This is a genomic window from Streptomyces sp. NPDC017991, assembly GCF_044328075.1.
Lineage (GTDB): Bacteria > Actinomycetota > Actinomycetes > Streptomycetales > Streptomycetaceae > Streptomyces.
Genome location: NZ_JBIRGP010000002.1, coordinates 925,806 through 942,890 on the forward strand (window position 1 = coordinate 925,806; position 17,085 = coordinate 942,890).

Consider the following 17,085-nt stretch of genomic DNA (forward strand, 5'->3'; position numbering starts at 1 on the left):
GTAAGCGAGGACCCCACCGCGCCGGGAGGTCTGCATGTGACAGCCACAGAGACAACGGGCGGAGGATGCGGAAGGTGCCGCGTCGGCGCCACGAAACGTGACGACACCCTCACGCAGTGCGAAAGTGATGGCTTCCTTACCGAAGCCCGAGCAGAATCGGCCGATGGACCCCGTCACACTGACTTCCGAACGCCTCCTGCTGCGCACGGTGGGAGCACACGACACCGACGCCGTGTTCGACGCCGTCCAGGATCCCGACATCCAGCGCTGGACCACGATCCCGTCGCCCTATCTGCGCGAGCACGCCACGGCCTTCACCGAGCAGATGGTGCCCGACGGGTGGGCGGACTGCTCGATGTTCACCTTCGGCGTCTTCCTGCCGGTCGGTGGCGAACTCGCCGGCATGCTCGCCCTCACGATGCGCGGCCTGGGGGTCGGCGAGATCGGTTTCTGGGCGACGAAGGAGCACCGGGGCAACGGCTACATCACCGAGGCCTCGCTCACCGCCTGCCGCTGGGCCTTCACCCGGCGGGCCATGGACCGCGTCGAGTGGCGGGCGGAAGTGGGCAACACGGGCTCCCTCGCGGTCGCCGAACGCGCCGGCTTCGTCCTTGAGGGCACCCTCCGCGCGGGCGTCAACAACAAGGGCGTACGCCGCGACTGCTGGGTCGGTTCCCTGCTCCCGTCGGACCTGGGACTGCCGTCGACGGCGCCGTACCTTCCCGCACCCCGGCAGAGCTGACGCGCCGCCCGCCAGGCCGTGTTCGTCCAGGCCGGACGCGATTGTCAGTGGCACCGCATATCGTGCGGACCATGACGAGTCTGCCGCGCCCGACCGCCGAACTCTCCGCCGACGAGGCCCGTCGGATCGCCCTGCGCGCGCAGGGATTCCTGGGAGCCCCCGACCGCAGGGGCGGCGTGCGAGGCGTACTGCGGCACCTGGGCGCGGTCCAGCTCGACACCATCTCCGTCCTGGCCCGCTCCCACGAACTCATCCCGTACGCGCGGCTCGGCGCCGTCGGCCGCAGGACGGTCGACGAGGCGTACTGGACCCCGGCACCCGTCGGCACGACTCCGCCCCGGCCGCACGCCTTCGAGTACTGGTCGCACGCGGCCTGCATCCTGCCCGTCGAGGAGTGGCCGCACTTCGCCTTCCGCCGCCGCGCCTACCGCGCCCGCCCGCACTGGAACCACGCGCTGCCGGACGGCACGTACGAGCAGGTCATCAAGCAGTTGAAGACCGAAGGGCCGCTCACGGCCACCGACTTGGGCGGCGCGAAGAAGACCAGCGAGTGGTGGGACTGGTCGGGCACCAAGGTCGCCGTCGAGCGCGCGCTGATGTACGGCGAGGTGGTGTGCACGGAGCGCCGCGGCTGGAAGCGGGTGTACGACCTCGCCGAGCGGGCCGTCCCGGATTCGCTGCTGCACGACGATCTGGACGACATGGAGTGCCTGCGCCGTCTGGTGCGGCTCGCGGGCCGCTCCCTGGGCGTGGGCACCCTCGCGGACATCGCCGACTACCACCGCCTCAAGCGCGAGCAGGTCGACGCGGTGATCTCGGAGTCGGGCCTGGTCCCGGTCACGGTGTGGGGCTGGTCGAAGGCGGCCTGGGCGGATCCCGCGGCCCTGGAGATGACCCCGCGCGGCCGTCACCGCACCACGCTCCTGTCGCCGTTCGACTCGCTGGTCTGGGACCGGGCCCGCACGGAGCGGATCTTCGACTTCACCCACCGCCTGGAGGCATACGTCCCCAAGCCCAAGCGCGTGTACGGCTACTTCGCCATGCCGGTGCTCGCCGGCGGCCGGCTGGTGGGCCGCGTGGACCCCGCCCGAGAGGGCGCCACCCTGGTCGCCAAACAGGTCACCGTGGACAGTCCCAAGTCCGTCCCGTCAGTGGCCCAGGCCCTCCTGGAAGCAGCCACCTGGGTGGACTGCACGAACGTCCGGGTGGAGCGGGCGAACACCCCGGAAATCCGAGAGGCCCTGACAGCCGAACTAGCAAGAACCCTCAGCTAGAGGGGCTCTCTTGGGGGCGCGGAGAACGGCGCAAAGGCCCCGCAGGGGCCCCCAAGGGGCGCGGGGAACGGCGCGACCAGCCACATCAAACCCGCACCCGACAACCAACCTCAACCACCCTCCCCATCCGAGTCAGAGCTCAGGGTCAGGGCTCAGAGCTCAACGAATCTCAAGAATCTTCTCCCGCATCGCGTACACCACCGCTTCCATCCGCGAGTGCAGCTGCAGCTTCTCCAAGATGTTCCGCACATGGTTCTTCACGGTGTTCTCGGAGATGAACAACTCCTTGGCGATATCCCGGTTGTTCATCCCGGTGGCCACCAGCTTCAGAACCTCCAGCTCACGATCGGTGAGCCGAGGCGCCGGCACAAGCCGCCGCTCGTCCGTGCGCTGGATCATCGACTTGAACTCGGTCAGCAGCTTCGACGCCATGGACGGACTGATCTGCGACTGCCCGTCGGCCACCGCGCGAATCGCCGTGGCCACTTCGTCCGTGGAGATCTCCTTCAGGAGATAACCCGTGGCCCCCGCCTTGATCGCGTCGTAGAGGTCGGCTTCCTCGTCACTGATCGTCAGCATGATGATCTTCGCGCTGGGAGCGACCTCCTTGATGGAGGTGCACGCCTCGATCCCGCCGCGCTTGGGCATCCGCACATCCATCAGCACGATGTCGGGCAGCAGATCGGCGGCCTTGTCGACCGCCTCCGCACCGTCCCCCGCCTCCCCGACGACCTGGATGTCCTCCTCGGCGGCGAGCACGATCTCCAGGCCGCGGCGGAAGAGGGCATGGTCGTCCACGACAAGGACCCGGATGGGCTCCTTGTCCGGGGAGCCCGCGTCCGGGCCCATGCCGACGACGCCGTCGTCGGCATCTCCGTCACGCATCGGTCCGAAGCTGTCCGCCATGGTTCCTCCCCCTGAAGGCCGTGGCCTGTGTTCCTGTGCCATCACCAACCCCGCGCGACGACACACCGGTTGAGGCCGGTCCGGCCATGATTTCATGCCCGGACGACAACGGGATGACAGAGCGGGGCACTGAGGGGTCGCACACCGGTGCCCCTGGGGGCGCACAAGCACTCCAGGGGCACCGGCTCGGGCCGTCCCCCGGCCCGAAGGCCGGGGGGGAGCTCACCGGTCGGGGTCAGCCACCCAGCGCCCCGCCGGGCGGGCCCTGCTGCGCCTCGGCGACCATCGGGTCCGTGTTGAGGTGGATGACGCCGTAGTCGTACGCGTGCCGCCGGTAGACGACACTCGGTTCCTTGGTCTCGGAGTCGACGAACAAGTAGAAGTCGTGCCCGACCAGTTCCATCTCGTAGAGCGCCTGGTCGAGCGTCATCGGGGACGCGACGTGGGTCTTCTCGCGGACGACGAGGGGGCCGTCACCCTTCACCTCAAGCGAGCCGATCTTCTTGGTCGGCACCGCCTCGGGCTCTTCGTCGTGGACGACACTGCCGTTCCCGTCGAGCGTCGCCGCGTCCGGGACGTGGTCGGCGACCTCGGAGGCCGAGATCCTGCGGGCGCCGCGGCGCGTGTACCGCTTGTCGTGCTGCTTGCGCAGCCGCGCTTCCAGCTTGTCCGCCGCCAGGTCCAGCGCCGCGTACGGATCGCTTGCCGCTGCCTCCGCCCGGATCACCGGCCCGCGGGAGTGAAGGGTGATCTCCACTCGGTCGGATCGGTCGGCCTGCCGGGGGTTCAGCTCCTTGGACACCTCGACGTCGAGGCTGATCACCTTGCCATCGAGCTTCTGGATCTTCTCCAGCTTCAGCTTCTCGGCCACGTGCTTGCGGAACCGCTCGGGCACCTCGGTCTTGCGGCCCTTGACGACGATGTCCACGCAGAACTCCGTTCCCGGATCGCTCCGCATCGACGGCGGAGCATCTCCTTTTTGCACCAGGCTCCAGCGCGTCCCGGAGCCTCGGACTCGGTGACTTCCACCTCCTCCTCCCCCGCGGGCAAGATCTCCACCCCACTGTCCCGGGTGAATGAGGAAAACCCACGGCGCGGCATTCCGATATGCAAGGGACGGCGTCCGCCATTCCCTCACAACCGAACATATCTCGCCTGGACGGATGTCGTCACCCTCTACTGCGGCGTACCTCCATTCAGGTGAATGGAACCTCTCACTACCTGCAACGACGCAACTTCTCTGTCAGTTCCGGTTTATTTCGAAAGAAGCTGGAGATGCCGCGACCACTGCCGCGCCAACCCCGTCATCCGCACTGTTCGCGCCTCTCTTTTCCCTGACCGCTTCTGCCCGGCCTACACCTGTCATCTGCGCCTTTCTCGCTCCTTCTCCCGTCGTTCCAGGTGTTACCCGTCCGTAGAATCCGTCTTTTTCCGGGAGAACGGCCCTCAGGGCCCGCGCCGCCTCGGCCAAGGACGCGCCGGTCGTCATCAAGTCGTCGACGAGAACGACCCGCCCGGCGCCGGCCAGCAGCCGTGCACCACCCGGGGCCACCTCCAGGGCACCGGCGAGATTGTCCAGCCGCTGCCGTGAGTCGAGCCCCGACTGGTCGGCCACGGCACGCCGCTGGCGCAGCACGGCCACCACCCGGGCCGACGTCCCGGAACTCCGCAGCCCGGCCGCCGCGGCGAACGCGATCCGCCGCACCGGGTCGTGCCCGCGCGCCCGCACCGCCCACCGCGCCGACGGCACCGGTACGAGCAGCACCGGCACACCGGAGCCCACCGCACCGTCCCGTCCACCGGGCCCGAGTCCGGCCCGTACAGCCCCCGCCAGCGCCGCTCCCAGCGGCCCGGCGAGCGTCAACGCCCCCCGTTCCTTGTGGGCGAGGAGCGCCGCCCGCACCTGGTCCTCGTACGGAGCCGCCGCGTGCACCACCGGCAGCCCCGGCGGCTCCGGATCCGGTCGTACACGGCCCGGCGCGTCTCCCGTCAGAGCGGCACGGCACTTCGGGCAGAGCACCGTGCGAGGCCGTCCACAGCCTCCGCACTCGGTCGGAAGCACCAGGTCGGTGAGGTCCCGCCACCACCCCCGCATGCCCACCACCCCCGCCTGCCCACCACTCTGCCAAAAGCCGGAGCGCCCCGGCCAGCCCTGTGGACAACTACCTGTGGACAACTCCTCGGACACGTCGGCACGTTGTCCCCCACACGAGCGAACGCGGGCCGCGCCGTAGCGGAGCGGCCCGACGAACTCAGCCCGGATAGACCGGCGCCATCCCCGTCTTGACCACGGTCTGCCACTGCGAACCGGTCGACAGCCGCACGATCCCGTCCTCCGAGTGCGCCACCAGCGGCAGCCGTTCGTCCTCGGAGGCGGCGATCTCCTTCACGCCGGTGAGCGCGGAGGGAGCCGGGCCGACCGGCGTGGACCCGTCGACCTGGACGTACTGGATCTGCTGCACACCGCGCGCCTCGCGCCCGACCACGACCAGGCGGCTGTCGCCGGCCCAGGACATGGCCGTGACCTCCTCCAGCTGCGGTGCCACGGAGCGCAGTTCATGGATCGCGACGGTGTCCTTCCCGCTCGCGCCCTCGGAGTCCCCGCGTTCGATCCGCCCCATGAGCAGGGTCGTCCGCTTGTCGTCGCTCACCATGAGCGCGATCCGCACCCCGTCCGCCGCCACCCGTACCGCCTCGATCCGCCCCTCCAGACCGGGTGTCGAGACCACCAGGGGGTCGCCCGCGCCCTTCGGCAGCAGGAGCAGCCGGGAGTCCTTCGGCCCGCGGTCGGCCACCCACAGGTCGCCGCTCGCGTCCCAGCTGGGGGTCGTCAGCCCGTCGTCCTGCGACGTCGCTCTGCTGCGCAGCACGGCTTCCCCGAGCGAGCCCCCGGACGCGAGCGACCCGACGTACATCGAGCGTCCGTCGAGCGACACCCCGGCGGCGGTGTCCTCGTCCCGCGAGACGGCGGCCGCCCGCAGTTCCTTGTCGCCGTCGCCGAGCGCACCGGGCACCGGCTCGGGCTCCTGCTCACTGCCGGCCCCCGGGATCCGGACCAGCCGCTTCTCCCCGTCGATGAAGTACTCGTACTCGGCCCGCTTGGCCGGACCGTGGACGACGTAGATCTCCGCCTGGTTGTTGTTCACCGCGCACGACTGCGTGCCGTCCGAACGCTGCAGCTCCACCTCGTCGATGCCCGTGGGCGTCAGGTCCTGGAGCGTGAACAGGATCTGGGCGGCCATCTCCGTGCACTTGGACTGCCCGACCCGGTCGGCCTTCGCGTTCAGCGGCACAGTCAGCCGGTTCTGGTCGTCGGGCGTCAGCGTCTTGACGCCCTTCTTGAGCGCCGTACCGGTGGGGAAGCTCGACCTGACCACCGGCTTGAGCCAGCTCGTGGGCCCCTTGAGGACCGAGCGGACCATCTGTGTCACCGGGTCCACCTGCTCCCGTACGTAGACGGGGTCGGCGACCGCGCCGAGCTGGTCGCCGGTCCTGCCCTGCGTGTTCGAGGCGAAGTAGTACTTGTTGACGGACTCGTAGTTGCGCTGGAAGTCGGACATCCCCATCACCAGGCCGGCCGGCAGGGCGTCGATGCGCCACTCCTTGGCCCCGTCCGCCGTCTTCTGTTCCGAGAGGTGCACGATCTCGTCGTACGCCCCCTCGGCGGGCTTGTAGGCGAACTGCGAGTCCACGGTGGCGACCTTGGTGCCGATCAGCGAGTACGCGTAGTCGCCGGTCGCCTCCCTGCTGCCGCTGTGCTCCGCCACGGTGTTAGGTCCGTCCGCGAGCACCGTCGTCGACGCGTTCGGACGCCACTTCTTGGACGCGCCTTCGGTCAGGTACTTTCGGGCCGTCTCGAATCGCGGGTCGTCGCTGGTCAGCGCTTCGAGGAAGCCCTGGACTATCTCCTCGGGCTGCGCGTTCTCCCGCGGTGGCATGGCGAAGACCCTGACCTGCGCGTCCGGCCGCTGGGAGGCCTCGACATCCCGCAGGTCCCCTTCGTCCGGCATCGACGCGCACCCGGCCAGCAGCACGCTCCCGCAGGCGGCGTACACCACCACACGTGCCGGACGCCGACGGCCGCCCCGATCGCGGTCAGCGCCCACGAGACCCCTCCCCATGCTTCAGCTGTTCCGGCTGCCCGCCGGCTTGCGGCCCGTCCTCGGACGACGCCGCTCCGGACGCCTCTTCCGGTGCCGCGACGGGCCCTCTGGTCTCCGCGGCGGGCCGCGGCACCACGCGTGCCCCGCTGCCGGGCAGCGCCGCCGGATCCACCGCGCCCGCCACCCTGGGGTCGCGCGACGGCATCGGCGGCACGGCCCGCTCGGCGGGCTGCGCCGGCACCGTCGCCAGCTTCTGCGTGCCGCCGAGGGGCAGCCCCGCGTCGTTCAGGCCGCGGTTGCGCCGCGAGTCCTTGGGCTCCAGCGGTATCGGCGAGCCCCGCAGCGGCTCGTCGGCCGTCCGGGGCACCGTCAGCCGGAACTGCGAGCCGCCGCCCGGTTCGCCCCACGCCTGCAGCCATCCGCCGTGCAGCCGCGCGTCCTCCAGGGCGATGGACAGGCCCAGACCCGTACCGCCGGTGGTACGCGCGCGTGCCGGATCGGCCCGCCAGAAGCGGCTGAACACCCGGGTCGCCTCACCGGGCTTGAGCCCCACTCCGTAGTCGCGCACCGCGACCGCGACGGCCCCGCCCGCGGACGCGAGCTTGACCACGACATCCTTGCCCTCGCCGTGCTCCACGGCGTTGACCACGAGGTTGCGCAGCACCCGCTCCACCCGTCGGGCGTCCGCCTCGGCGACCACGGGCTGCTGATCCCCGACGACCCGTATCCGGGTGCCCTTGCGCTCGGCGAGCGGCTCCGCCCCGCTGATGACCCTGCGGACGACCTCCCGCAGGTCTATCGGCTCGGCCTCCAGGGCCGCCGCGCCGGCGTCGAAGCGGCTGATCTCCAGGAGATCCGCCAGCAGCGTCTCGAAACGGTCCAGCTGGTCGGCGAGCAGCTCGGCCGACCGGGCGGTCATCGGATCGAAGTCCACGCGCGCGTCGTGGATGACATCGGCCGCCATCCGCACGGTCGTCAGCGGCGTACGCAGCTCGTGCGACACGTCGGACACGAACCGCCGCTGCATCCGTGACAGGTCCTCCAGCTGCTGGATCTTCAGCTGGAGGTTCTGGGCCATCTTGTTGAAGGCCTCACCGAGGCGCGCGATGTCGTCCTCACCGGTGACCTTCATACGTTCCTGGAGGCGCCCGGCGGACAGCCGCTCCGCGATCCCGGCGGCCATCCGTACGGGCGTGACGACCTGGCGCACCACGAGCCAGGCGATCGCCCCGAGCAGCACCACGACGAACAGCCCCGCCGTGGCGAGGGTCCCCTTGACCAGGCTGAGCGACTTCTCCTCCTGCGTGAGCGGGAAGAGGTAGTACAGCTGGTACGGATCGCCCTTGGGGTCGTTGACCTGCGTGCCGATGATCAGCGCCGGCTGGGAGTCCTGGCCGTTGGTGTAGACGATCCGCGTGTAGCTCTGGGCCGCGCCCGTGCCGGCGTCCACCCGCTCGCGCAGGTCCTGGGGCACGCTGAGGCTCCAGTCCACGTACCCCGACGCACGCGGGCCCAGGCCCCGGCTGCTGCTGTCCGCGGAGGTGGTGCTGAGCGTGACGACGCTGAACGCGCCCTGGCCGCCGCTGGAGAGCGACTCGACGAGAGAGCTCATCCATCCGCTGACGTTCTGGACGGGGTTGTCGTCCGGCCCGGAGCGGTCGTCCCCGCCCGCGCCCGCCGCGCTGTCGGCCTCCTGCTTGGCGACCGTGAACCCGCCGGTGGCCTGGCTCTGGGAGGCCTTCACCTTGGCGTCCAGCAGACCGTTGCGCACCTGCCCGATCACGACGAAACCCAGCAGCAGGACGACACCGAGCGACATCAGCAGGGTGGTGGCGACGACCTTGAGCTGGATGTTGCGCCGCCACAGCCGCATGACCGGCAGCAGCGGACGGCGCACCCAGCGCATGAACAGCCGAAAGACCGGGCTGCCCTGGACTCCGCCCTGGAGCAGCCCGCCCTCGACGAACCGGCCCCAGCGGGAGCCCGTCATCCTCCGGCCGACAGGCCGCCCCGAGCGGACCCCCGGCTCACCGGGCGCCGAAGCGGCACTGTCCCGGGACACGTCAGCTCGGTCCGGCCTTGTAACCGACGCCACGGACGGTCACCACGATCTCCGGACGCTCCGGGTCCTTCTCGACCTTGGAGCGCAGCCGCTGCACGTGGACGTTCACCAGACGGGTGTCCGCCGCGTGCCGGTAGCCCCACACCTGCTCCAGGAGCACCTCACGGGTGAACACCTGCCACGGCTTGCGGGCCAGCGCCACCAGCAGGTCGAACTCCAGCGGGGTGAGCGCGATCGAGGCGCCGTCCCGCTTCACAGAGTGACCGGCCACGTCGATGACCAGATCGCCGATCGCGAGCTGTTCGGGCGCCGGCTCCTCCGACCTGCGCAGCCTGGCCCGGATCCGGGCCACCAGCTCCTTTGGCTTGAACGGCTTCACGATGTAGTCGTCCGCACCCGACTCAAGGCCGACCACGACATCGACGGTGTCGCTCTTCGCTGTGAGCATCACGATCGGTACCCCGGACTCCGCCCTGATCAGGCGGCACACCTCGATGCCGTCCCGGCCGGGAAGCATCAGGTCCAGGAGCACCAGGTCGGGCTTGCTCTCACGGAAAGCGGCCAGCGCCTTGTCGCCGTCGGCTACGAAAGACGGCTCAAAACCTTCACCACGCAACACAATGCCGAGCATCTCGGCCAGTGCGGTGTCGTCATCGACGACAAGGACTCGTCCCTTCATAAACGACATCATCCCATTAACTAAATCGTTACCTGGCGTGACCTGTCACACAGCTCCGCGAGCGCCTCGGCCGTCACGGGCGACACGACGCCCGCCTCGGTGACGATCGCCGTCACCAACTCGGGCGGCGTCACGTCGAACGCCGGGTTGTACGCCTGGGTCCCCAGGGGTGCCACCGGTATCCCGCCTCCCGCTTCGACTCCCGCCACGGGCACCAAAGGTGCTGTGATCTCTGTCACTTCATGACCGGCACGCTGCTCGACCTCGATCGATGCCCCGTTCGGAGTGTCCCGGTCCACCGTCGTCAACGGTGCCACCACGATGAACGGCACATGGTGGTACCTGGCCAGCACCGCGAGCGGATAGCTCCCCACCTTGTTCGCCACCGAACCGTCGGCGGCGATCCGGTCCGCTCCGATGAGCACCGCATCCACCTCTCCCGCCGAGAACAATGACCCGGCAGCGTTGTCCGTGAGCAAGGTGTACGCCATTCCGGCGCGCGCCGCCTCATAGGAGGTCAGGCGAGCACCCTGCAGCAACGGACGCGTCTCGTCCACCCAGAGCCTGCGCAGCCGCCCCACCCGGTGCGCCGCGAGCGCCACAGCGAACGCCGTGCCCTCCCCGCCCGAGACCAGCGCGCCGGTGTTGCAGTGCGTGAGGATCCGGTGGTTGCCCCCGGGCAGCAGTTCGTCGAGCAGCGCCAGCCCGTGCACGGCCATATGCCCGCTGGCCTCGGCGTCTTCCTTGTGCAGCGCCCGCGCGGCAGCCAGCGCGGCCGCCGCGGCCTGCTCCTGGCCGCCACCGGCCCGCAACACCGCGAGGTGGGCCTCCTGCGCCCGGCGGACTCCGTACGAGAGGTTCACCGCGGTGGGCCGCGCACTCGCGAGCGAGGCCGCCGCGTCGTCCACGTCGAACCCCCGGGCGGCGGCGAGAGCGACTCCGTACGCCCCCGCGATCCCGAGGAGAGGCGCCCCGCGCACGGCGAGCGAGCGGATCGCCTCCACCAGCGCGGACGCGTCCGTGCACACCAGCTCGACCTCTTCGGCGGGCAGCCTCGTCTGGTCGAGGAGGACCAGCACGGGTCCCTCCGGCGGCTCGTCCCACCGGATCGCAGGTATCTCGATGGGCCGGTTGTCCTCGCGGATTTGCGCGTACTGATCAGCCATCTGCTCAGTCTGCCCCGTACGGGGCAGACAATTGAAGGTGTGCAGCCCATACGGCGGCCGGTCACTTCCCGGCCGCACCGTGGCACGATGGCAGCCAACCTGCCGCCGCGACCGCGGGCGGGCACCGTGAAGGAGCGACGATGAACGACACTCCGGGCTGGGCATCGCCCGGATCTGCCCCCTCCGACGGGCAGAACGGACAGGAGCCGACGCCTTCCGGCCCTGCCCGGCCCGCGGACCGGCCCGCGTCCCCGGAGCCCGCGGACGGACCGGGGCAGCCCGGCCCCGCCCCGTCCGGCCCGGGCCCGAACTGGTCCAAGGAGCAGCCCCCGCCCGCCCAGTGGCCCTCGCCCGGCGCCGGCCCGCAGGGCGCCCCGCCCCAGACCCCGCCACCACCGCCGCCCGGCCCCGGCTGGGGCGGCCAACCTCCCGCGGGCCCCGGCGGATACGGCGCCCCCGGAGGTTACGGAGGCCCTGGTGGCCCCGGCGGCGGCTACGGACCCGGTCCGGGCGGCTACCCCGGCTGGGGCGGCGGCTGGGGAGGCCCCCCGCCCGCGGCCAAGCCCGGCGTGATCCCGCTCCGCCCGCTCGGCGTCGGTGAGATCCTCGACGGCGCGGTGTCGACCATGCGCACGCACTGGCGCACGGTCCTCGGAATCTCGCTGGCCGTCGCGGTCTTCACCCAGATCCTCGTAATCCTGCTCCAAGGCCTCGTCCTGGACGACAGCGCCAGCACGGACGTCCTCGACGACCCCAGCGCCACCGCGGGCGAACTGTCCCGCGCCATGGGCGACACCCTGCTGAACTCCGGCGTCGTCCTGCTGATCACCCTGTTGGGCACGATCGTCGCGACAGCCCTGCTCACGACCGTGACCAGCCGCGCCGTCCTCGGTAAGTCGGTGACCACCGCCGAGGCCTGGCGCGACGCCCGGCCCCAGCTGCTCAAGCTCTTCGGCCTGACCTTCCTGCTGCCGCTCATCGCGGCCGCGATCGTCGCCGTGGGCATCCTGCCCGGCGTCCTCGTCGGCCTCGCGGGCGGCGGCGACGGCGCCGTCGCACTCAGCGCCCTCGGCGGCCTGGCCGCGGCCGTCGTCGCACTCTGGATGATGATCCGCTTCTCCCTGGCCTCGCCGGCCCTGATGCTGGAGAAGCAGAGCGTCCGGAAGTCGCTGAGCCGTTCCGCGAAGCTGGTCCGCGGCTCCTGGTGGCGGGTCTTCGGCATCCAGCTCCTCGCCACGATCATCGCGAACATCGTCGCGTCGATCATCGTGATCCCGTTCGCCTTCCTCGCCTCCGCGCTCGGCGGAGACGGCATCGGCAGCCTGCTCGACAGCGGCACCGGCGACCTCGGCTGGACGTTCCTCATCGTGAGCGGCATCGGCTCGGTGATCGGCTCCATGCTCACCTTCCCGATCACCGCCGGTGTCACCGTGCTCCTCTACATCGACCAGCGCATCCGCCGCGAGGCCCTCGACCTCGACCTGGCCCGCGCGGCCGGCATCCAGGACCACGGCTCCGGCGCCCCCGGCCCGACCCCGGGGAGCTGACGGAGTGAGCCCGGCGGGGGGAGTTCTCACCGCGGTACTGGCGCTGCCACGCGCCGACGGCGAACCACCGGTGACCGTCCCGCGCGATCCCGCGCGGGAGGCCGCCCGGCGCGAACTGTCCAAGCGGATGTACCACGAGAACGATCCCGGCCTCCTCCGCCAGGCCCTGGACGCCTTCTGGAAGTGGGTCGACAAACTGCTCGGCGCGGCCTCCTCGGCGACCCCCGGAGGCGGACTCGGCCTCCTGGTCGTCGTCCTGGCGGTCCTGGCACTCGTCGGTGCCCTCTGGTGGCGCCTCGGCTCCCCCCGCCGGGGGCCGACCTCGACCGCCCCGCTCTTCGACGACCGGCCACGCAGCGCGGCCGAGCACCGCGCGTCCGCCGAGGCACACGCGGCCCAGCACCACTGGAACCAGGCCGTCCAGGAACGCATGCGCGCCGTCGTCCGCTCCCTGGAGGAACGCGCCCTGCTCGACCCCCGCCCCGGACGCACCGCCGACGAGGCCGCCGCGGAAGCGGGCCGCACCCTGCCCGCCCACACGGACCGACTGCGCGCCGCGGCACGGGACTTCGACGACGTCACGTACGGCGGCCGAACCGCCGCCCCGGAGACGTACCACCGCCTAGCACAGCTCGACCAGGACCTGGAACGCACCAGACCGGTCCTCACCAGCAGCGCCGGCCGGGGGGCCACCACATGACACCCACCGCCCCCACGGCGGCCCCGGCCCCACCCTCCACCTCGGCCTCGCCCACCGTCCGCCAGGTGTGGACCCGCTCGCGCGGCATCCTGCTCGCACTCGTGATCCTCCTGGTGGCCGCCGTCGCCATCGCCGTCGTACGCTCCGGCGCCCAGCACGGCAGCCTCGACCCGCGCTCCGCCGACGCCACCGGCAGCCGCGCCGTCGCCGAACTCCTCGCCGACCGGGGCGTGTCCACGCGCGTGGTCACCACCCTGGCCGAGGCGAGCACCGCGGCCGGCCCCGACACGACCCTCCTGGTCGCCCGCCCCGACCTGCTGACCGACCGTCAACAGGTCCGCCTGCACGCCTCGTACAGGACTTCCGGCGGCCGCACCGTCCTCGTCGCCCCCGGCACCCCGTCCGTCGGCACCCTCGCCCCCGGAGTCGACGCGGACGCCACACCCAGCTACGACTCCACGCTCTCCCCCGGCTGCGCCCTGCCCGCCGCCCGACGAGCGGGCACCGCCGACACGGGCGGCATCCGGTACAGGACGCAGACACCCGGCGCCGACACCTGCTATGCCAGCGACGGCCTGCCCACCCTGCTGCGCCTCCCCGCCTCCGAAGGGGACGGCGACACCGTCGTACTCGGCGCGCCCGACATCCTGCGGAACGACCGCCTCGACCAGCAGGGCAACGCCTCCCTCGCGCTTCAACTCCTCGGCTCCCGCACCCACGTGGTGTGGTACCTCCCCTCGCTCTCCGACGACTCGGCCACCGACGCCGGCGACCGCAGCTTCCTCGACCTGGTCCCCTCCGGCTGGCTCTGGGGCACGCTGCAGCTCTTCATCGCCGCGCTGCTGGCCGCCCTCTGGCGCGCCCGCCGCCTCGGCCCGCTCGTCCCCGAACGGCTCCCCGTCGCGATCCGCGCCTCCGAGACCGTCGAAGGCCGCGCCCGCCTCTACCGCAAGTCCAACGCCCGCGACCGTGCCGCGGGAGCTCTCCGCTCCACCACCCGCACTCGCCTCGCCCCCCTCGTCGGCGTATCCCCCGCTCAGGCGCACGCGCCCGAAGCCCTGCTCCCCGCCCTGTCCGCCCGGCTCCGCCAGGAAGGACAGGCCCTGCACTCCCTGCTCTTCGGGCCGCCGCCCCGCGACGACGCGGCCCTCATCGCACTCGCCGACCAACTCGACGCCCTCGAAAGAGAGGTACGCCGTCCATGATGGCCCCGACCACTGACAACGCCGGGAACACCGGGGATGCAGCCACCGCCCGCGCCTCCCTGGAAGCCCTGCGCGCCGAGATCGCCAAAGCCGTGGTCGGCCAGGACCCCGCAGTGACCGGCCTCGTCGTCGCCCTCCTGTGCCGCGGACACGTCCTGCTGGAGGGCGTCCCCGGAGTGGCCAAGACCCTGCTCGTCCGGGCTCTCGCCTCCGCGCTGGAACTCGACACCAAGCGCGTCCAGTTCACCCCTGACCTGATGCCGAGCGACATCACGGGCTCCCTCGTCTACGACGCCCGCACCGCCGAGTTCTCCTTCCAGCCCGGCCCGGTCTTCACGAACCTCCTCCTCGCGGATGAGATCAACCGCACCCCTCCGAAGACCCAGTCGTCCCTCCTGGAGGCCATGGAGGAACGCCAGGTGACGGTCGACGGCACCCCCCGCCCGCTCCCCGAACCGTTCCTGGTCGCCGCGACCCAGAACCCGGTCGAGTACGAGGGCACGTACCCCCTCCCGGAAGCGCAGCTGGACCGTTTCCTCCTCAAGCTGACGATCCCGCTCCCGTCCCGGCAGGACGAGATCAACGTCCTCACCCGGCACGCCGAGGGCTTCAACCCCCGTGACCTGCGCGCCGCAGGCATACGTCCCGTCGCGGGCCCGGCCGACCTCGAAGCCGCCCGCGCGGCCGTCGCCAAGACCGCGGTCTCCCCCGAAATCACCGGCTACGTAGTGGACATCTGCCGCGCCACCCGCGAATCGCCGTCCCTCACCCTCGGTGTCTCCCCCCGTGGCGCGACGGCGCTCCTGGCCACGGCCCGCGCCTGGGCGTGGCTGACAGGCCGCGACTACGTCATCCCGGACGACGTGAAGGCCCTCGCGCTGCCGACCCTCCGCCACCGCGTCCAGCTCCGCCCGGAAGCCGAGATGGAGGGTGTGACGGCCGACTCGGTCATCAACGCGATCCTCTCCCACGTCCCCGTTCCCCGCTGATGGCCCTCACCGGCCGCACCGCCCTCCTCGCGGCCCTCGGCACCCTCCCGGTGGGCATCTGGGAGCCCGGCTGGACGGGCATCCTCGCCGTCAACGCCCCCCTGGCCCTCGCCTGCGCCTGCGACTTCGCCCTGGCGGCACCGGTACGCCGCCTGGGCCTGACCCGCTCCGGCGACACCTCCGTACGCCTCGGCGAAACCGCCGACGTCACCCTCACGGTCACCAACCCGTCGGGCCGCCCCCTGCGCGCCCGCATCCGCGACGCCTGGCCCCCCAGCAGCTGGCAGCCGGGCACAGAGGTCACCGCGTCCCGCCACCGCCTGACAGTCCCCGCAGGCGAACGCCGACGCGTCACGACCCGCCTGCGCCCCACCCGCCGCGGCGACCGCCAGGCCGACCGCGTCACCATCCGCTCATACGGTCCTCTGGGCCTCTTCGCCCGCCAGGGCAATCACAAAATCCCCTGGACGGTACGCGTCCTGCCCCCCTTCACCAGCCGCAAGCACCTCCCCTCGAAGCTGGCCCGCCTGCGCGAACTCGACGGCCGCACCAGCGTGCTGACACGCGGTGAGGGAACCGAGTTCGACAGCCTGCGTGACTACGTCCCCGGTGACGACACGCGCTCGATCGACTGGCGGGCCACCGCCCGCCGACCAAGAGTCGCCGTACGCACCTGGCGTCCCGAACGCGACAGGCACATCCTCCTGATCCTCGACACGGGCCGCACAGCCGCGGGCCGAGTCGGTAACGCCCCCCGCCTCGACGCCTCCATGGACGCGGCCCTCCTCCTGGCGGCTCTCGCGTCCCGCGCCGGCGACCGGGTGGACCTGCTCGCCTACGACCGCCGGGTTCGCGCCCTGGTACAGGGACGCGCCGCAGGCGACGTGCTTCCTTCGCTGGTCAACGCCATGGCACGCCTCGAACCGGAACTCGTCGAGACGGACGCCCGCGGCCTCACCTCCACCGCGCTCCGCACGGCCCCGCGCCGCTCCCTGATCGTGCTCCTCACGACCTTGGACGCGGCCCCCATCGAGGAGGGCCTGCTGCCCGTACTCTCCCGCCTCACCCAGCGCCACACGGTCCTCGTCGCCTCGGTCTCCGACCCGCACATCGAGCGCATGGCCACGGCACGGGGCAGCACAGAGTCCGTGTACGAGGCCGCCGCCGCAGCGCAGGCCCAGGCGGAACGCCACCGCACGGCGGAACAACTGACTCGTCACGGTGTCACTGTCGTGGACGCGACTCCGGACAACCTGCCGCCGGCCCTGGCGGACGCATACCTGGCTCTCAAAGCCGCAGGCCGCCTCTGAACCTGCTTCTCCCCTTCCCCCGAAAAGGGAGAACGCATGACAGGAGGCAAACGCAAAAAAGCCCCCGCACCGAAGTGCGGGGGCTTTCCTGTAATATTTGTTCGGCGGCGTCCTACTCTCCCACAGGGTCCCCCCTGCAGTACCATCGGCGCTGTAAGGCTTAGCTTCCGGGTTCGGAATGTAACCGGGCGTTTCCCTCACGCTATGACCACCGAAACACGATGAAACTCTGATTCAAACACCCGCACCACACCCCCCTGTGGCCACACATAAAAGGGGTGTGGGGTTGTTCGTGGTTTCAGAACCAACACAGTGGACGCGAGCAACTGAGGACAAGCCCTCGGCCTATTAGTACCGGTCAGCTTCACCCCTTACAGGGCTTCCACATCCGGCCTATCAACC

At 71.2% G+C, this 17,085-nt stretch carries 14 protein-coding genes and 2 rRNA genes; 7 read left to right on the plus strand and 9 right to left on the minus strand.

Annotated features, from left to right (window positions below; all coding sequences use genetic code 11):
- Nucleotides 1–163 precede the first annotated feature (163 nt).
- The gene (locus ACH4DZ_RS08545; protein WP_398286181.1) at nucleotides 164–742 is read left to right on the plus strand and encodes a GNAT family N-acetyltransferase; all 579 of its coding nucleotides are present in this window, start codon (nucleotides 164–166) and stop codon (nucleotides 740–742) included.
- Between the two features lie 71 nt (nucleotides 743–813).
- Nucleotides 814–2,016, plus strand: a complete 1,203-nt coding sequence (locus ACH4DZ_RS08550) for a winged helix-turn-helix domain-containing protein (protein ID WP_398286182.1) — start codon at nucleotides 814–816, stop codon at nucleotides 2,014–2,016.
- Nucleotides 2,017–2,175: 159 nt separating this feature from the next.
- Here the strand turns inward: ACH4DZ_RS08550 and ACH4DZ_RS08555 are convergent, their stop codons facing one another.
- The 7 genes from ACH4DZ_RS08555 to mtnA all read right to left on the minus strand — a co-directional run bounded on the left by ACH4DZ_RS08555 (nucleotide 2,176) and on the right by mtnA (nucleotide 10,932).
- On the minus strand, nucleotides 2,176–2,922 hold the full coding sequence (locus ACH4DZ_RS08555; protein WP_398286183.1) for a response regulator: 747 nt from the start codon (nucleotides 2,920–2,922) through the stop codon (nucleotides 2,176–2,178).
- 235 nt (nucleotides 2,923–3,157) lie between these two features.
- Nucleotides 3,158–3,850: a ribosome hibernation-promoting factor, HPF/YfiA family gene (hpf, locus tag ACH4DZ_RS08560; RefSeq protein ID WP_398286246.1), complete on the minus strand. Its 693-nt coding sequence runs from the start codon at nucleotides 3,848–3,850 to the stop codon at nucleotides 3,158–3,160.
- A gap of 315 nt (nucleotides 3,851–4,165) precedes the next feature.
- The gene (locus tag ACH4DZ_RS08565) at nucleotides 4,166–5,017 is read right to left on the minus strand and encodes a ComF family protein (RefSeq protein WP_398286185.1); all 852 of its coding nucleotides are present in this window, start codon (nucleotides 5,015–5,017) and stop codon (nucleotides 4,166–4,168) included.
- 157 nt (nucleotides 5,018–5,174) lie between these two features.
- Nucleotides 5,175–7,028: an LpqB family beta-propeller domain-containing protein gene (locus tag ACH4DZ_RS08570; protein ID WP_398286187.1), complete on the minus strand. Its 1,854-nt coding sequence runs from the start codon at nucleotides 7,026–7,028 to the stop codon at nucleotides 5,175–5,177.
- The gene (mtrB, locus tag ACH4DZ_RS08575) at nucleotides 7,018–9,087 is read right to left on the minus strand and encodes an MtrAB system histidine kinase MtrB (protein ID WP_398286189.1); all 2,070 of its coding nucleotides are present in this window, start codon (nucleotides 9,085–9,087) and stop codon (nucleotides 7,018–7,020) included. Before mtrB ends, ACH4DZ_RS08570 begins: the two co-directional genes overlap by 11 nt.
- 1 nt (nucleotide 9,088) lies before the next feature.
- Nucleotides 9,089–9,778, minus strand: coding sequence for a two-component system response regulator MtrA (gene mtrA / locus ACH4DZ_RS08580; protein ID WP_188114266.1), 690 nt, complete (start codon nucleotides 9,776–9,778; stop codon nucleotides 9,089–9,091).
- 8 nt (nucleotides 9,779–9,786) lie between these two features.
- Nucleotides 9,787–10,932: an S-methyl-5-thioribose-1-phosphate isomerase gene (gene mtnA, locus ACH4DZ_RS08585; protein ID WP_398286190.1), complete on the minus strand. Its 1,146-nt coding sequence runs from the start codon at nucleotides 10,930–10,932 to the stop codon at nucleotides 9,787–9,789.
- A 140-nt stretch (nucleotides 10,933–11,072) separates the two neighbouring features.
- Between mtnA and ACH4DZ_RS08590 the strand changes: the two genes are divergently transcribed.
- The 5 genes from ACH4DZ_RS08590 to ACH4DZ_RS08610 are packed head-to-tail and all read left to right on the plus strand — an operon-like array spanning nucleotide 11,073 to nucleotide 16,683.
- Nucleotides 11,073–12,479: a glycerophosphoryl diester phosphodiesterase membrane domain-containing protein gene (locus tag ACH4DZ_RS08590; protein ID WP_398286191.1), complete on the plus strand. Its 1,407-nt coding sequence runs from the start codon at nucleotides 11,073–11,075 to the stop codon at nucleotides 12,477–12,479.
- Between the two features lie 4 nt (nucleotides 12,480–12,483).
- On the plus strand, nucleotides 12,484–13,179 hold the full coding sequence (locus ACH4DZ_RS08595; RefSeq protein WP_398286192.1) for a DUF4129 domain-containing protein: 696 nt from the start codon (nucleotides 12,484–12,486) through the stop codon (nucleotides 13,177–13,179).
- Entirely contained in the window at nucleotides 13,176–14,384 is a 1,209-nt protein-coding gene (locus tag ACH4DZ_RS08600; protein ID WP_398286193.1) for a DUF4350 domain-containing protein, read from the plus strand. Before ACH4DZ_RS08595 ends, ACH4DZ_RS08600 begins: the two co-directional genes overlap by 4 nt.
- Entirely contained in the window at nucleotides 14,381–15,373 is a 993-nt protein-coding gene (locus ACH4DZ_RS08605; protein WP_398286194.1) for an AAA family ATPase, read from the plus strand. Before ACH4DZ_RS08600 ends, ACH4DZ_RS08605 begins: the two co-directional genes overlap by 4 nt.
- On the plus strand, nucleotides 15,373–16,683 hold the full coding sequence (locus tag ACH4DZ_RS08610) for a DUF58 domain-containing protein (protein ID WP_398286195.1): 1,311 nt from the start codon (nucleotides 15,373–15,375) through the stop codon (nucleotides 16,681–16,683). The genes ACH4DZ_RS08605 and ACH4DZ_RS08610 overlap by 1 nt, the downstream gene beginning before the upstream one ends.
- Nucleotides 16,684–16,782: 99 nt before the next feature.
- Here the strand turns inward: ACH4DZ_RS08610 and rrf are convergent.
- Nucleotides 16,783–16,899 (minus strand): 5S ribosomal RNA (gene rrf / locus ACH4DZ_RS08615).
- A 112-nt stretch (nucleotides 16,900–17,011) separates the two neighbouring features.
- Nucleotides 17,012–17,085, minus strand: a 23S ribosomal RNA gene (locus ACH4DZ_RS08620); the annotation flags it as partial.

Bases quoted from the DNA above. Each gene is read 5' to 3' on its own strand.
- ACH4DZ_RS08545 (WP_398286181.1), top strand. From the start codon at position 164: ATGGACCCCGTCACACTGACTTCCGAACGCCTCCTGCTGCGCACGGTG.
- ACH4DZ_RS08550 (WP_398286182.1), top strand. From the start codon at position 814: ATGACGAGTCTGCCGCGCCCGACCGCCGAACTCTCCGCCGACGAGGCC.
- ACH4DZ_RS08555 (WP_398286183.1), bottom strand. From the start codon at position 2,922: ATGGCGGACAGCTTCGGACCGATGCGTGACGGAGATGCCGACGACGGC.
- ACH4DZ_RS08565 (WP_398286185.1), bottom strand. From the start codon at position 5,017: ATGCGGGGGTGGTGGCGGGACCTCACCGACCTGGTGCTTCCGACCGAG.
- mtrA (WP_188114266.1), bottom strand. From the start codon at position 9,778: ATGATGTCGTTTATGAAGGGACGAGTCCTTGTCGTCGATGACGACACC.
- mtnA (WP_398286190.1), bottom strand. From the start codon at position 10,932: ATGGCTGATCAGTACGCGCAAATCCGCGAGGACAACCGGCCCATCGAG.
- ACH4DZ_RS08590 (WP_398286191.1), top strand. From the start codon at position 11,073: ATGAACGACACTCCGGGCTGGGCATCGCCCGGATCTGCCCCCTCCGAC.
- ACH4DZ_RS08600 (WP_398286193.1), top strand. From the start codon at position 13,176: ATGACACCCACCGCCCCCACGGCGGCCCCGGCCCCACCCTCCACCTCG.
- ACH4DZ_RS08605 (WP_398286194.1), top strand. From the start codon at position 14,381: ATGATGGCCCCGACCACTGACAACGCCGGGAACACCGGGGATGCAGCC.
- ACH4DZ_RS08610 (WP_398286195.1), top strand. From the start codon at position 15,373: ATGGCCCTCACCGGCCGCACCGCCCTCCTCGCGGCCCTCGGCACCCTC.